At 72.3% G+C, this 14,088-nt stretch carries 11 protein-coding genes and 1 pseudogene; 8 read left to right on the top strand and 4 right to left on the bottom strand.

Going from position 1 to position 14,088, the window contains the following annotated elements; all coding sequences use genetic code 11:
- Positions 1–671: 671 nt before the first annotated feature.
- Both AB0C20_RS17410 and AB0C20_RS17405 read right to left on the bottom strand, forming a co-directional pair.
- Positions 672–860 (bottom strand): annotated as a pseudogene (locus AB0C20_RS17410) (hypothetical protein); the annotation flags it as partial.
- Between the two features lie 284 nt (positions 861–1,144).
- On the bottom strand, positions 1,145–1,738 hold the full coding sequence (locus AB0C20_RS17405) for a hypothetical protein (protein ID WP_238670584.1): 594 nt from the start codon (positions 1,736–1,738) through the stop codon (positions 1,145–1,147).
- Between the two features lie 287 nt (positions 1,739–2,025).
- Here AB0C20_RS17405 and AB0C20_RS17400 point away from each other — a divergent pair, with 287 nt between their 5' ends.
- From AB0C20_RS17400 to AB0C20_RS17370, 7 genes are all read left to right on the top strand, one after another.
- On the top strand, positions 2,026–4,410 hold the full coding sequence (locus tag AB0C20_RS17400) for a nitrate- and nitrite sensing domain-containing protein (RefSeq protein WP_357568338.1): 2,385 nt from the start codon (positions 2,026–2,028) through the stop codon (positions 4,408–4,410).
- Positions 4,410–4,832 carry a roadblock/LC7 domain-containing protein gene (locus AB0C20_RS17395; RefSeq protein WP_112584065.1) on the top strand — a complete coding sequence of 141 codons (423 nt, stop codon included), beginning with the start codon at positions 4,410–4,412 and terminating at the stop codon, positions 4,830–4,832. Before AB0C20_RS17400 ends, AB0C20_RS17395 begins: the two co-directional genes overlap by 1 nt.
- Positions 4,822–5,211, top strand: coding sequence for a DUF742 domain-containing protein (locus AB0C20_RS17390; protein WP_112584165.1), 390 nt, complete (start codon positions 4,822–4,824; stop codon positions 5,209–5,211). The genes AB0C20_RS17395 and AB0C20_RS17390 overlap by 11 nt, the downstream gene beginning before the upstream one ends.
- The gene (locus tag AB0C20_RS17385; RefSeq protein WP_091405745.1) at positions 5,192–5,794 is read left to right on the top strand and encodes an ATP/GTP-binding protein; all 603 of its coding nucleotides are present in this window, start codon (positions 5,192–5,194) and stop codon (positions 5,792–5,794) included. The genes AB0C20_RS17390 and AB0C20_RS17385 overlap by 20 nt, the downstream gene beginning before the upstream one ends.
- Before the next feature lie 87 nt (positions 5,795–5,881).
- A complete protein-coding gene (locus AB0C20_RS17380; protein ID WP_357184964.1) occupies positions 5,882–6,919 on the top strand; it encodes a lactonase family protein in 1,038 nt (345 codons plus the stop codon).
- A gap of 157 nt (positions 6,920–7,076) precedes the next feature.
- Positions 7,077–8,834, top strand: coding sequence for a substrate-binding domain-containing protein (locus tag AB0C20_RS17375; RefSeq protein WP_357184968.1), 1,758 nt, complete (start codon positions 7,077–7,079; stop codon positions 8,832–8,834).
- Between the two features lie 231 nt (positions 8,835–9,065).
- A complete protein-coding gene (locus AB0C20_RS17370) occupies positions 9,066–10,532 on the top strand; it encodes a sugar transferase (protein WP_357185275.1) in 1,467 nt (488 codons plus the stop codon).
- Positions 10,533–10,539: 7 nt separating this feature from the next.
- On the opposite strand, the gene AB0C20_RS17365 is transcribed toward AB0C20_RS17370, so the two are convergent.
- Positions 10,540–11,670 carry a PP2C family protein-serine/threonine phosphatase gene (locus AB0C20_RS17365; RefSeq protein ID WP_357184971.1) on the bottom strand — a complete coding sequence of 377 codons (1,131 nt, stop codon included), beginning with the start codon at positions 11,668–11,670 and terminating at the stop codon, positions 10,540–10,542.
- A gap of 97 nt (positions 11,671–11,767) precedes the next feature.
- On the opposite strand from AB0C20_RS17365, the gene AB0C20_RS17360 reads away from it, so the two are divergent.
- Positions 11,768–12,394: a MarR family transcriptional regulator gene (locus AB0C20_RS17360; protein ID WP_357184974.1), complete on the top strand. Its 627-nt coding sequence runs from the start codon at positions 11,768–11,770 to the stop codon at positions 12,392–12,394.
- A gap of 28 nt (positions 12,395–12,422) precedes the next feature.
- On the opposite strand, the gene AB0C20_RS17355 is transcribed toward AB0C20_RS17360, so the two are convergent.
- Positions 12,423–14,027: a PP2C family protein-serine/threonine phosphatase gene (locus AB0C20_RS17355; RefSeq protein ID WP_357568337.1), complete on the bottom strand. Its 1,605-nt coding sequence runs from the start codon at positions 14,025–14,027 to the stop codon at positions 12,423–12,425.
- Positions 14,028–14,088 lie beyond the last annotated feature (61 nt).

Below are 14,088 nucleotides of genomic sequence, written 5' to 3'. Positions count from 1 at the left end.
TGCCGCCCGGCTCGCTCAAGGGCCTGCAACTGGTGGTGCCCGACCTGAAGCGGGCCCACGAAGGGCCGGGGCGCCAATGTTGGGGGGTGGACTCAGCGACCGAGTACGCGGTCCAGGAAGTCCCGGTAGTTGCGGACCGCCATCCGCAGTTGCTCGGTGTCGGCCGAGCCGGCGTCCTGCCACCCGCCCAGCGTGCTCTTCTGAGCGGCCAGCGCCGAGGAGAGGGCCTGGATGGCCTCCTCCACCAGTGACTGCGCCTCACCGGCAGCCCCCTGCGGGTCGTCGACGAAACGCAGCTGCACGTCCCGCCAGCGGTCCCGGAAGCCCTGCGCGGTGTCCGTGTCGAGGAGCGTGGCTGGTTCGGCCGCGACTGTCGACCCGGCGGATCGGGAGGTTCCGGCGGACTCCAGCGTGGGGCTGGTGTCGTCGCCGGGGACCGGTTCGCCGTCCGCGTCGGGGTCGACCATCTCCGGTGTCGCGCTGCCGTAGCCGGCCGCACCCGCCGCGGCGGCATCCCGGTCTCCGGTCAGATCGCCGCGCCGCTCGGGGTCGCCCTCAGTGCTCCCCGGCGGGACGACGGTCCGCGCGGACGTGTCCGCGTCGGCGCGGTCGTCCAGGTCGGTGCGGTCGACGTCCGCGCTGTCGTCGACGTCCGCGTCGCGGCGGTGCAGCTCGGCGGTCGGGTCGGCGCGCAGACCCTCCCGCTCACCATCCTCGGCGCCGTCGCCCGGCTGGGCGGTCCGCTCGGCCCTCGGGTCCGGCTGATCCTGCGGGTGCGGGCTGGCCAGCGCGGAGGCGGCCACCGCGTCGGCCACAGTGGTGGCGCCGAACGTCGTCGGCAGCGGCCCCGGCTCGTGGAAACCACCCTCGTCGGTGGTCCGGTCGTCGCGCCGGTGACGCGGGTCGGAGTCGTCGGTCAGCTCGTCGTCGGCCCTGTCGTACGCGGCGTTCCGGTCGGTGTCGTCGGCCCGCTCGTGGGCGGCGGTCTGGTCGTCGAAGGTGCCCCGGTCGTCGAGGGCGTCCTCCGGGACGTCGGAGCGGTCGGCCCGGTCGCCGGCCGGGGGTACCGGCACGGGCGCGGACCGGACGGCCTCCGGGTGGTCGTTGCTCACCTGCTGCTCTTCCTGGCGCATGGGTGGCCTCCTCAGCGGCTCGTGGCGTCGTGGTCCGGGTGGTGGCGCTGTTCGGGCGTGTGGTGGCCGACCGGCTCCTCGCCCAGCAGGTCGGCGAAGAGTGCGCGGTAGTGCACGACCGCCTGCCGCAGCTCCTCGGTGTTGGCCTCGCCTCGGGAGTTGCGCAGGTGGATCTCGTGCGCGTCCCGGTAGTTGGTCAGGGTGCGGGCGTGCTCGACGGAGAGGTGGGCGATCTGGTCGGAGAAGTCACCGGTCGGGTAGCCCTGCTCCTCGATGAGCCGGGTGACCAGTTCGTCTGCGTCACCCACGGTCTCGCCGGGGGAGTCGATGAAGCGGACCTGGAGTTCCTCCCAGGCGGCGGCGTACCGGGCCCGGGACTCCGGGGTGAGTGGGGTGAGCGTGAGCTCGGCATGCCGGCGTTCCCGGTCGCGCAGTTCGCGCTCCGCGGCGGACCGGCTGTCCTGTTCCGCCACCACCCGGTCGTACTCCGGTCCGAACCGGTTGCGCAGGGCCCGGCGGTTGTTGAGCGAGCGGGCGGCCACGGCCAGCACCGCGACGATCACCAGCACGACGAGCACGATGACGACTATCTGCGTGGGCGACATGGGCTCCTCCTTCGTCATCTGCTATTCCCTCCGCGCAGTGATCGCCAATCCCGATCCGAGGCACTTTCCTGACGAGGGGCGCAACTACTCACCGGCCGAAACCTGATTCGTCCCAGAAGAGGTGCTTGGGCGGTAGCGACACGGGCGGTAGTGAAACAGCCTCCGATTACGTATCCTGCCCAAGGCGCCCGCGCCGGTGCCCGGCGACGCGGCCGGGCGCGCAGCCGGCAGGCGCGGTGCTCGGCGGCGCCGACACCCCTCCTGCCACCCTGTACGGGCGAGGTCTGATGAAAACCCGCGACTGGCCGATCCGCTCGAAGCTGACCGCGTTGGTCGTCGCGCCGGTGACCGCGCTCCTGGCACTGTGGATCTTCGCGACCACGCTGACCTTCGGTCCCGCCCTGAACCTGCTCTCCGCCCGCACCCTGTTGTACGACCTGGGTCGCCCCGGCGAGACAGTGGTCACCGAGCTGCAACGGGAACGTCGACTCTCGGTGGTGCAGCTCGCCGGTAACTCCGAGCTGCCCGCACTCGCCGACCAGCGCGGGCGCACCGATCGGGCGATCGCCGAACTGCGCCGCCGGGTGGACGGGGAGCCGCTGCGCGACGCCGCGGACGACCTGTTGGAAACCCGGGTCGACCAGCTGGTCAACGCCCTGGCGGCGCTACCCGACGGGCGGAAGTTCATCGACCAGCGCAAGGTGGACCGCGCCGGCGCGATCGGTCTGTACAGCGGCATGGTCTCCGCGGCCTTCCAGGCGTTCGCGGGCATGGCGACCCTGACCGACCCGGACATCAACCGGCAGGCCCTGGCGCTCACCGCGCTGGGTCGCTCCCGGGAACTGCTCGGCCAGAGCGACGCGTTGCTGGCCGGCGCGCTGACCGCCGGACGGTTCGCCGAGGGGGAACACACCCAGCTCGTACAGGCCATCGGCAACCAACGGTGGCTCACCGAGAGCGCCGTGGCTGACCTGCCCGAGAACAGCCGGGTCGCGTACCAACTGTTGACCGAGAGCGAGGCGTTCACCCGGCTGCGCAGCATGCAGGACGCGCTGGTCGTGCCCAACCGGTCCGGGCGGCCGACGGTCGACGCCGCGTCCTGGCAGGCCAGCCAGGACGCGGTGCAGCAGCAGTTGCGGGACTTCGAACTGTCCGAGGCCGACGCTCTGGCCGACCGTTCGGTGCCGATGGCCGTCCGCATCCTGGTACGGCTGGCCGCCGCCGGCGTACTCGGGCTCGTCGCAGTTGTCGTCTCGGTGCTTGTGGCGCTGCGGGTCGGCCGCACCCTGGTCCGCCGGCTCAGCGGCGTCCGCACCGCCGCGCTGGAGCTGGCCGAGCACCGGCTGCCCGACGTGGTGGCCCGGCTGCGCCGTGGCGAGCAGGTCGACGTCGCCCGGGAGGCGCCGCCGCTGGAGTACGGCCACGACGAGATCGGCGAGGTCGGGCGCGCCTTCACCGAGGTGCAGCGCACCGCCGTCCAGGCCGCTGTGGACGAGGTCACGTTGCGTCGCGGGCTCAACGAGGTCTTCCTCAACATCGCCCGACGGAGCCAGAGCCTGGTGCACCGGCAGCTGCACCTGCTGGACCGGATGGAGCGGCGTAGCGAGGACCCGGACGAGTTGGCCGAGCTGTTCCAGGTCGACCACCTGGCCACCCGGCTGCGCCGGCACGCCGAGGATCTGGTCATCCTCGCCGGCTCCGCGCCCGGCCGGGGTTGGCGCAACCCGGTCGCGATGGTCGACCTGATCCGCGGCGCGATCTCCGAGGTCGAGGCGTACGAGCGGGTGGACGTCAAGGCCGTGCAACCGGCCGGCGTGCTGGGGCGCGCGGTCGGCGACATCATCCACCTGCTCGCCGAGCTGGTCGAGAACGCCACCGCCTTCTCCCCACCGGACACCCGGGTCACCGTCACCGGGGCGCAGGTGGCCAGCGGGTACGCCCTGGAGATCACCGATCAGGGTCTGGGCATGTCCGACACGGCACTGGAGACCGCGAACACCCGACTGGCCAGCTCGCCCGAGTTCGACCCGGCGCAGAGCGCCCGACTCGGCCTGTTCGTGGTGGCCCGGCTGGCGGCCCGGCACGGCGTACGGGTGGGGTTGCGCCCATCCGGCGAGGGTGGCGTGACCGCCGTGGTGCTGGTCCCCGGCGACCTGGTCACCACCGAGCCGCCGGCCGGCCCCGACCCCGCCACGCTCGGTACCGCCTCGGCCGACCCGAGCCGGCGGCTGGCTCGGACGGCGCGCCGGGGCACCGTGAGTCGCCCCCGCACCCGCCCGCCGACGGCCCCGTCCGCCAGCACGGCCCCGCCCGCCCCACCCACCGGAGCGCCGACCTCGGCCATCCCGCCTGCCAACGGGCACGACGAGGGGTCGGCGGCCTCCGACGCGCCGGACGACGAGTTGGATGGCCTGCCCCGCCGGGTGCGCCGTCGCACCCCCGCCGCCCAGCCCCGGTCGACAGTCACCGACACGCCGTCGCCCCGCTCGCCGGAGGAGGTCCGCCAGGTGATGGCGGCGCTCCAGGCCGGCACGGCGCGCGGACGTGCCACCGCCACGACCCCGACGGCGCCGACCGGCCCGACCGCGCCGACCGGCCCGACGGTCCAGGCAGCCCGCACCGACCCGCCGACGACCCCCGAACCCCCGACCGTGACTGAGAGGGACGCCTAGTGCGGCATTCGACGAAGCAGAGCGCCGGCCTGGACTGGTTGCTCGACGAACTGGTGCAACGGGTACCGGCCGCCCGCGAGGCGGTGGTGCTCTCCGCCGACGGCCTGCTGCTCGGCTGCTCGGCCGAGCTGGAGCGCTCCGACGCCGAGCATCTCTGTGCGCTGGCCGCCGGCTTCTCCAGCCTCGCCCGAGGCGCCAGCCGGCACGTGGACGGCGGCCCGGTCCGGCAGACCGTCGTGGAGATGGAGGCGGCGTACCTCTTCGTCACCGCCGCCGGGCAGGGTGCCTGCCTGGCGGTGGTGAGCGACGCCGACGCGGACATCGGGCTGGTCGCGTACGAGATGGCGATGCTGGTGATCCGGGTGGGGGAGAGCCTCGCCGCGCCGGCCCGATCGGCAGCGGGTGCCGGAGATGCGGACTGAGCCGCCCGGGCCGCAGCACGAGTGGCTGGACGGTGAAGCCGGCCCGGTGATGCGCCCGTACACGCTCACCGGAGGCCGAGTACGCTCCGCCGTCGACGATTTCAACCTGGTCGCGTTCGTGTTGGCCGGTTCGGACGTCGACGCGACGAGTCATTCGCATCTGCTGCCGGAGCATCGACGGCTGGTCACGCTGGCCCACCGGCCGGTGTCGGTGGCCGAACTGGCAGCCGAGCTGGACCTCGCGGTCGGCGTGGTCCGGGTACTGCTCGGTGATCTTCTCGCCGAGGGCCTGGTCGCGGTGCACGAGCCGCCGGCCGCCGGCATCCTTCCCGACGACGACATCCTCAAGGCGGTGGTCAGTGGACTCCGTGCGCTATGACCAGGTGGGCACCAGCACCACGATCCCGCTGGCATTGAAGATCCTCATCGCGGGGGGCTTCGGGGCTGGCAAGACGACCTTGGTGAGCGCCCTGAGCGAGGTCCGTCCGTTGCAGACCGAGGAGGTGCTCACCGGTGCCGGGATCGGCACCGACGACATCTCCGGCGTGGAGGGCAAGTCCACCACCACTGTGGCGATGGACTTCGGCCGGATCACCATCAACGACGACCTTCAGGTCTACCTGTTCGGCACGCCGGGCCAGGACCGGTTCTGGTTCCTCTGGGACGAGCTGGCCTTCGGCGCGCTCGGCGCGGTGGTACTCGCCGACACCCGCCGGTTGGCCGACTGCTTCCCCTCCATCGACTACTTCGAGCAGCGGGGAATCCCGTTCGTGGTCGGCGTGAACTGCTTCGACGACTCCCGCCGGTTCAACCTGGAGACCGTACGCCGAGCGCTCGACCTGGACCCGGACGTGCCGATGGTGCTCTGCGACGCCCGGGACCGGCAGTCCGGAAAGATGGTGTTGATCTCTCTGGTGGAGCACGTGGCCCGACAGCGCGGCGAGCCGGTGCCGGCGGCCTGAGATCAGGGCCGGAAAGCTGGTTAACGGACGGGCAACGCGGGCAGCCTCTGGTTGGATCAACGAAGGATGCCGGCGGAGGAGTTGGGCGTGAGCGGTCAGGGTGAGGTCGTCCACATCGGGGGTTACACGGCGCAGAGCGGCGGGCGGGGCAGCGGCATCGTCGCCGCTCGGCGCGACCCGAGGACCGGGGCGCTGACCCCGCTCGGCACTGTGGCGGTCACCCCGTCCCCTTCCTTCCTGGTGCGGCACCCCACCCTGCCGGTGCTCTACGCGGTCAACGAGCTGACCGACGGCGAGATCAGTGCCTGGCAGGTCGGGGCGGACGGCGCGCTGGACCCGCTCGGCAGTCGGTCGACCGGCGGCGCCGAGCCCTGCCACCTGGCGGTGCTGCCCGGCGGGGGTCACCTGCTGGCGGCCAACTACGGCAGCGGCAGCATCGCGGTCTTCCCGCTCGACCCGCAGGGCGTGCCCGGCGAGCGCACCGACCTGGTGGTGCACGAGGGGCACGGCCCCGACCCGGAGCGCCAGGACCACGCCCACGCCCACATGGTCTCGCCCGGGTCGGGCCAGGGGCCGATCTTCGGCGTGGATCTCGGCACCGACTCGGTCTACCGGTACGACCTGGACGAGGCGACCGGACGACTGGTGCCGCGGGCGCCCCGGATGCGTACGAAGCCCGGCACCGGCCCCCGGCACCTGGCCCGGCACCCCGACGGACGGCGCTGCTACCTCGTCGGTGAGCTGGACGCCTCGGTCACCGCCTACGACCTGACCGACGACGGCGCGTTGCACCAGCGCGGGCGGGTAGAGGCGAGCGAGCGCGCCGGTCACGTCCAGCCGTCGGAGGTCACTGTCGCCCCGGACGGCCGGTTCCTCTACGTCGCCAACCGTGGGGTGGGGACCGTCGCGGTCTTCACGCTGGCCGGGGAGCTGCCCGAGCTGGTGGCCGAAGTGGACACCGACGGGGAGTGGCCCCGGCACTTCGCCCTCATCGGGGAGCACCTCTACGTCGCCGACGAACGGGCGGACATGGTGCGGGTGTTCCGGCGCGACGCCGACAACGGTGTCCTGAAGGCGGTCGGCGAGCCGGTGGCGGTGCCGAGCCCGACGTGCGTGCTGCCCTGAACGATGGTTTAGAGACGTGAGAGCGGCACTCGTTTGGCAACGCCGCGAGGCTGCCCCGTCACTCTGTGTCGCAAAATAGTGGTCAACTGTTTCTCCTCCGTAACTTTAGTCCGAACGGATGTGGCAGAGACGGCACCTAGTACGCAAGATGGTCACCGTGTCAGCAGGCCGCCATCGCATGCGTTCGAAACTCCATCTAGCCGCCGCCGCCGCAACGGCGGGGGTGCTCGTCGTGACGACGGGCGCGTGGTTCGGCTACCAGGAGTTGATCCAGCCCAGCTGCTCGGGGGAGATCCGACTGGCCGTGGCGGTCGCGTCCGAACTCGCGCCAGCGGTGGACGCCGCCGCATCCCAGTGGGTCAAGGATGGCGCCGCGGTGGGCCCGACCTGCATCCGCGTCGACGTGTCCGCGTCCGACCCGGTCGACGTGGCGGCCGTGGTGGCGGCCAAGCACGGCGCTGTGCTGGCCGGCGTGGGGCAGGCCAGTGGCACCGCCGTCAGCCCGGACGTCTGGGTGCCCGACTCCTCGACCTGGCTGCTGCGGTTGAAGAAGGACGCGACAGCGTTCGCTCCGACCAACGGCCAGTCCATCGCGCGCAGCCCGATCGTCGTCGCGATGCCCGAGCCGATCGCCACCCGGCTGGGCTGGCCGGACAAGAAGTTCAACTGGACCGACCTGCTCAAGCAGGTCAACAACACCAGCGCGCCGCTGCGGACCGGGATCGTCGAGCCGACCCGCGACGCGGCGGGCCTGTCCGGTCTGCTCTCGCTGACCGCCGCCGCGAACGGCGCCGGCGGCGACGCCCAGCGCAACACCGTCGGCGCGCTCCGCGCACTGGCCACCGGGCGGTCCTCGCTCCGCAACGACCTGCTGGCCCGTTTCCCCACTGCCAACGACTCGACGTCCATCGCCAGCGGTCTCGGTGCGGCGGCCCTGTCCGAGGAAGACGTGATCGCGTACAACAGCAAGAAGCCGCCGGTGCCGCTCGCCGCGCTCTACATGGAGCCGGCACCGATGCCGCTGGACTACCCGTACGCGGTGCTGCCCGGCATCGAGCCGAGCAAGGCGTCGGCGGCCAAGGTGCTGTTCGAGCTGCTCACCAGCCCGACCTTCCGTAACCGGCTCGCCGCGCAGTCGCTGCGCGCGCCGGACGGCAACTGGGGCGAGGGTTTCAAGGCGCCGCAGGGTGCCCCGAGCCCGTCCGGCGGCGCGCCGACCGCACCGGCGAACGGCGGCACCGCGGCGGGTGGCCTCGACCCGGCCGCCATCCAGCGGGTCGTCTCCAGCTGGTCGATCGCCACCCAGTCCGGTCGGATGCTTGCCGTCATCGACGTCTCCGGCTCGATGAAGGACCCGGTGCCCAGCGCCAACAACCGCAGCCGGGAGGAGGTCACCGTGGACGCGGCCCGTCGCGGCCTCGGCCTCTTCGACGACTCCTGGTCGATCGGCCTGTGGACCTTCTCCACCCAGCTGGTCGGCAACCGGGACTACCGGGAGTTGGTCCCCATCGGGCCGCTCTCCGGCCAGCGGGCCCAGTTGGAGGGCGCGCTCGCCACCGTCAAGCCCTCCAGCGGCGACACCGGCCTCTACGACACCATGCTGGCCGCGTACCAGGCGGTGCAGGAGAACTGGCAGCCCGGCCGGGTCAACTCGATCGTGCTGTTCACCGACGGCAAGAACGAGGACAACAACGGCCTCAACCAGCAGCAGCTGCTCAGCAAGCTCAAGCAGATCGCCGACCCGGAGCGGCCGGTCCAGGTCATCATGATCGGTATCGGCGAGGGCGTCAGCAAGGCAGAGCTGGAGTCGATCACCAAGGTGACCGGTGGCGACGTCTTCGTCACCAAGGACCCGAGTGAGATCGGCAGCATCTTCCTCAGCGCCATCGCACGGCGTCCGCCAGCGCCGCGCTGATCCGACGCTCAGACGTCCAGGGGCCTGCCGTACCGTCGATTCGGTGTGGCAGGCCCCTTTTCGGCCACCAGGTTGTTGAAGAAAAGTGACGGCAATACGTCGGAAGCAATCGGCAGTCATAGTTGTCAAGGCAGGATGTCGACTGTTCCGGCATAGTCGGTCCGCCTCCGGTCCGACCCGTCGGCCGGGGCCATCCTGTACAGAGTGGGAGGGCCGGTGAGCGTGGCGACACTGTTGACCCCCGCCACGTCGGCGGAGCCGGGCGGTAGACGCGCCGGGTTGGTGGCGCGCGCCGACGAACGGTCCTACGTCCGGGTCCTGGTGGTGCTGGACACCACCATCCTCATCATCGCGCTGCTGATCGGCTACGTCGCTCGTTTCGGTGACGACGAGCCGACCGGCTCGGAGATCCCGTACGTGCTGGTCGCCCCCGGGTTGGTGCTGGCCTGGCTGATCTCACTCAAGGCGCTCGGCTGCTACGACGACCGGGTGATCGGCTACGGGGCGGACGAGTATCGGCGGGTCAGCTCCGCCAGCCTGCGCCTGGCCGGGGCGATCGCCATCATCGGCTACATCGCCGACGTCGGCGTCTCCCGGGGCTTCCTGGGAATCTCCTTCGCGGTGGGCACCATCGGGCTGGAGGTGGCGCGGTTCGCCGCCCGCAAGCGACTGCACCGGGCCCGCTCGGTGGGCGCCGGCTGGTCCCGCAAGGTGCTGGTGGTCGGCGACACCGCCCACGTGTTGGAGTTGGTCCACACGCTTCGCCGTGAGCCGTACGCCGGCTACCAGGTGGTGGGCGCCTGCATTCCGGACGCGCTGCTCGCGCCGGTGGCGCAGCGGCTGGGCGACGTGCCGGTGGTGGGGTCGTTCCGGGGTATCCCGGAGGCGGCCACCGCGATCGGCGCGGACACTGTCGCGGTGACCGCGTCCGGTGAACTGACAGCGACCCGGCTGCGCCGCCTCGGCTGGCAGTTGGAGGGGACCGGCATCGACCTGGTCGTGGCACCCGCGCTGACCGACGTCGCCGGCCCGCGCATCCACACCCGCCCGGTCGCCGGCCTGCCCCTGATCCACGTCGAGGCACCCGAGTTCCGCGGGGTTCGCAAGCTGGTGAAGGGTCTCGTCGACCGGTCCGTCTCGTCGCTGGCGCTGGCGGTGCTGCTGCCGCTGATCGCGTTCATCGCACTGGCCATCAAACTGGACAGCCGAGGCCCGGTGCTGTTCCGACAGGTCCGGGTCGGCCGGGGCGGGCAGGAGTTCGGCGTGTTCAAGTTCCGCACCATGGTCGTGAACGCGGACGCGCTGCTCGCCGAGTTGACAGCGCGCAACGAGACCGACGGCCTGATGTTCAAGATGCGCCACGACCCCCGGGTGACCCGCGTCGGCCGGCTACTACGCAAATGGTCACTGGACGAGCTGCCGCAGCTGGTCAATGTGCTGCTGGGGCAGATGAGCCTGGTCGGTCCCCGCCCGCCGCTGCCCTCGGAGGTGGCCCGCTACGACGGTGACGTGGCCCGACGGCTGCTGGTCAAGCCCGGCATGACCGGCCTGTGGCAGGTCAGTGGCCGCTCCGACCTGAGCTGGGAGGACGGCATCCGACTCGACCTCTACTACGTGGAGAACTGGTCCCTCGCCGCCGACCTCACCATCCTCTGGAAGACCTTCGGCGCGGTGCTGAACGGCCGAGGCGCGTACTGAGCACCGCTCACGCCTGCGGGCCGGTCCAGTCCAGGCAGACGACCACCGCGTCGTCGACCAGGTCACCGGCCACGAACGCCCGCAGATCACCGATCAGCGACCGGACGGCGTCCAGGGGTGCCATCGGCCCGGTCCGCCGGAGAAACCGGTCCAGTGCCGTCTCGCCGTAGCGCACGTGCTGACCGGTGGCCTCCACCACCCCGTCGCTGACCACGAAGACCCGGTCGCCGCGTTGCAGCGGGAACTTCTGCTCGTGGTAGTCGGTCGCCTCGAACATGCCCAGCGGGAACTGCGCCTCCAGGGGCTGCTCGGTGACGTCCCCGTCGCGGAGCAGGACCAGCCGGGGCGACCCGGCGTCCACCACTGTCATCATCCCGGAGCGCAGGTCCAGCTCCATCAGCAAGGCGGAGAGGTGCTGCTCGCCCCGGTACAGGTCGTAAATGGCCTGATCGGCGAGGGCGGCCTGGTCGGCCAGGCTCAGCCCGGCCCGACGCGCGTTGCGCAGCGCGTGGGTGGCCAGCGAGGTGAGCAGGGAGGCGGCCACCCCCTCACCGGTGCCGTTGATGGTGGACAACCAGACCCGTTCCCCGTCGTCGGACCAGTCGAAGCTGTCGCCGCGCACCGCGTACGCCGGCTCCAACTGCCCGGCCAGGCTGAACGAGGGTCGGATCCGGCTGCGGCCGGGGAGCAGGTCCCACTGCATCTCGGCGGCCAGGGTGAGGCGTTGGGTGCGCCGGGCCGCCAGATAGACGTCGGTGCCGGCGGAGACCGCCGCCACCTCGTGGGCGAGCGCGGTGGCGATCTCGGCCAGCGCGGCGACGACGTCCTGGTCGTCCGCAACGGGTGACAGGCGCAGCACCCCTCGACGCTCGCCACGCATGGTGACCGGGAACCAGGCGGTGCCGTCGGTCAGTATCGGCGACTGGTGGTCGAAGGCGCGCCAGGCCGGGTGCCCGGGGCTGGTGATCGACTCGTCGTCGCCGAGTGGCAGCAGCTCCGCGATCCGGTAGTCGACCTGGTAGAGCTCGACGTCGGTGATCCCGTACGACTGGGCGAGCACGTTCCCGATACCGCCGACGAGCCGGTCGGCTGGTGTCTCGTTCAGGGCACGTCGTGCCCGATTGACCGGTTCGCTCATCGTCAGTCCTTCACTGAAAGCTCGACCACCAGGAGGTTCGGAGTACTCTCGGGCCACCATGGCCGAACTGAACCGTCCGACGGACCCTGAGACGAGTATGGCTGCCGCGCTGGACGCTGCGGCCGCTGCCCTGCTGGGCATCTGGGAGTCTGCCCGGGAGGGGACCGCCAACCGCGTCTCCGGTGCCCAGTTGCGGGCGGTGATGGTGGTGGAACAGTACGACGGGATCAACCTGCGCCGGCTCGCCACCCGACTCGACATGCTGCTCAGCTCCGCCAGCCGTCTCTGCGACCGGCTGGTCGCGGCCGGCATGCTGGAACGCGAGCCGGGCCGCTTCGACCGGCGGGAGATCTCACTGCACCTCACCCCGGAGGCCCGCCGGCTGGTCGCCGAGCTGCGGGCCGACCGCCAGGGCCAACTCGCCGCAGTGCTGGCCGGGATGAGCGGGGAGGGCCGCGACGCGCTGCTGCGCGGGATGCGGGAGTTCGACGAGACCGCCCGCCGCCAGCAGGCGCAGCACGCGCCGGCGTCGGACGAGTCGACGGGCCAGGGGGACTGGCCGGACGACCCGGACCGGCCCGGTGGGCGGCCGGAGGACTGGTCGGGCGATTCGGGTCGGCAGACCCGAGCGGGGTGGACGGGTTCGTCGGGTGGTCCGGAACGATCGGTCGGCACCACCAGGGAGTGGCCGGCCGGCGGCCCGCCGGTGGCGCGTACCGCCTGATCGAGCCGGCCGGACGCTTGCCCGTCGGTCAAGTCGAGGCGCCCACGGCCAGCATCGCTATGTCGTCGTGGGCCTGCCCGCCCAGCCAGTCGTCGACGGCGCTGAGCACCCGGTCGATCAGCACCGCCGGCGGTTGCCCGGCCGCCGCCGCGAGCGCGGCCCGCAGCCGGGCCTCGCCGAACATCGCCGCGTCGCGCGGGCCGCGCGCCTCGGTCACCCCATCGGTGTACGCGAGCAGCAGATCGCCCGGATCGAGGTGCACCCGGGTCTCGGCGAACCGTGCGGCCGTCAGCGCCCCCACCGGCATGCCACCGACCGGGACCGGGGTGACAGTGCCGTCAGCGGTGACCAGCAGTGGCGCCGGGTGACCCCCGCCGGCGATGCGGAGGTCCAGCCCGGCCGGCCCCCGGTCCAGGGAACCGAGCAACAGGGTGGTGAACTGGTTGCGCCGTGCCGCGTCCGGCGCGTCGAACAGCGCCTGGTTGAGCAGGCGGATCAGCTCCAGCGGGCGTTGCTCGACGAGCCGCAGCGTCTGCAACGACTGGCGGACCCGGCCGGTCAGCACCGCCGCGCCCACGCCCTTGCCGCACACGTCGCCGAGCGCGAACAGGGCGCCGCGCGGGTGCGGAAACACCTCGTAGAAGTCACCGCCGATGCGCAGGGTGTCGCCCGCCGCCCGGTAGCCACCGGCCAGGCTCACGCCGGGCACGACGGGCAGCTCGGGCGGGAGCAGGCTGGTTTGCAGCACCCGGGCCAGGTGGGCCTGCTCGCCGTGCAGGTGGGCGGTGGCCAGCGCGGCACCCGCGCGGGCGGCGAACTCCCGGGCCAGCTCCACGTCGCGCCTGTCGAAGCCGGCCCGCCCGGACCGACGGATGAGCAGCAGCGCACCGGCCGACCCGCTGGCACTGAGAAGCGGGCTGACCAGCACCGTGCCCGGGGGGCCGAACTCGGGCGGCAGCAGGTCGGCCACGTCGGTGAGCGGGACGTCCGGCCAGGGGCCCGGCTCGGCCCGGTCGCCGGCCAGCGCTTCGGCCAGCCCGGGAACGGAGCTGGTCAGCGCGGGGCCGGCCAGCCCGGTGACCGGGGCGGGCTCGCTGTCGGCGTACCGGATCCATCGGGGGTGCGGCTCGGCCGGCGCGGCCGGTCGGGGCAGTGCCACTGCGACGTCGGCCAGGTAGGGAACGGCGAGCGTCGTGGTGGCCAGGAGGACCTGGTCCCGGTGCAGGGCCAGCGCCAGCCGACTGCCGGCCTGGGCGAGGAACGCGGTGCGGGACCGTTCGGCGAGCAGGGCGTCGGCGCGGGCGTGCTCCTCGGTGACGTCGCGGACGTACCACGCCCACCGGGAGCCGGCGAGTTGCCGTCGGACGCCGCGCAGTCGCCGGCCGTGGTGGTCGGCGTCGAAGCGATCAGCGCCGTTGGCGACCGCCCGGGCCAGGGCTGCCACCGAGCAACCGGCCAGCTCGGTGCCGGCGTCGATCTCCGGGATCAACTCGGCCGCCATGGCGTTGACCAGGGTGACCCGACCGGTCCCGTCCGTTGTCAGCACGGCCTCGGCGAGCCCGTCGAGCAGCTCCCGGGCCAACCGTTCGTCGGCTGGCAACGGGGTGCCGCCGGGTTGCTGGGTAGTGGTCAACGCCGGACGCCGGCTCGCGTCTGACGACGTGTGCGCATGCTGTTTCTCGACTCCTCACCGG

The organism is Micromonospora sp. NPDC048843, assembly GCF_040649965.1.
GTDB lineage: Bacteria > Actinomycetota > Actinomycetes > Mycobacteriales > Micromonosporaceae > Micromonospora > Micromonospora hortensis.
Note: the sequence above shows the minus strand (reverse complement) of the source record. Positions and strands in the feature narration are given on the sequence as shown.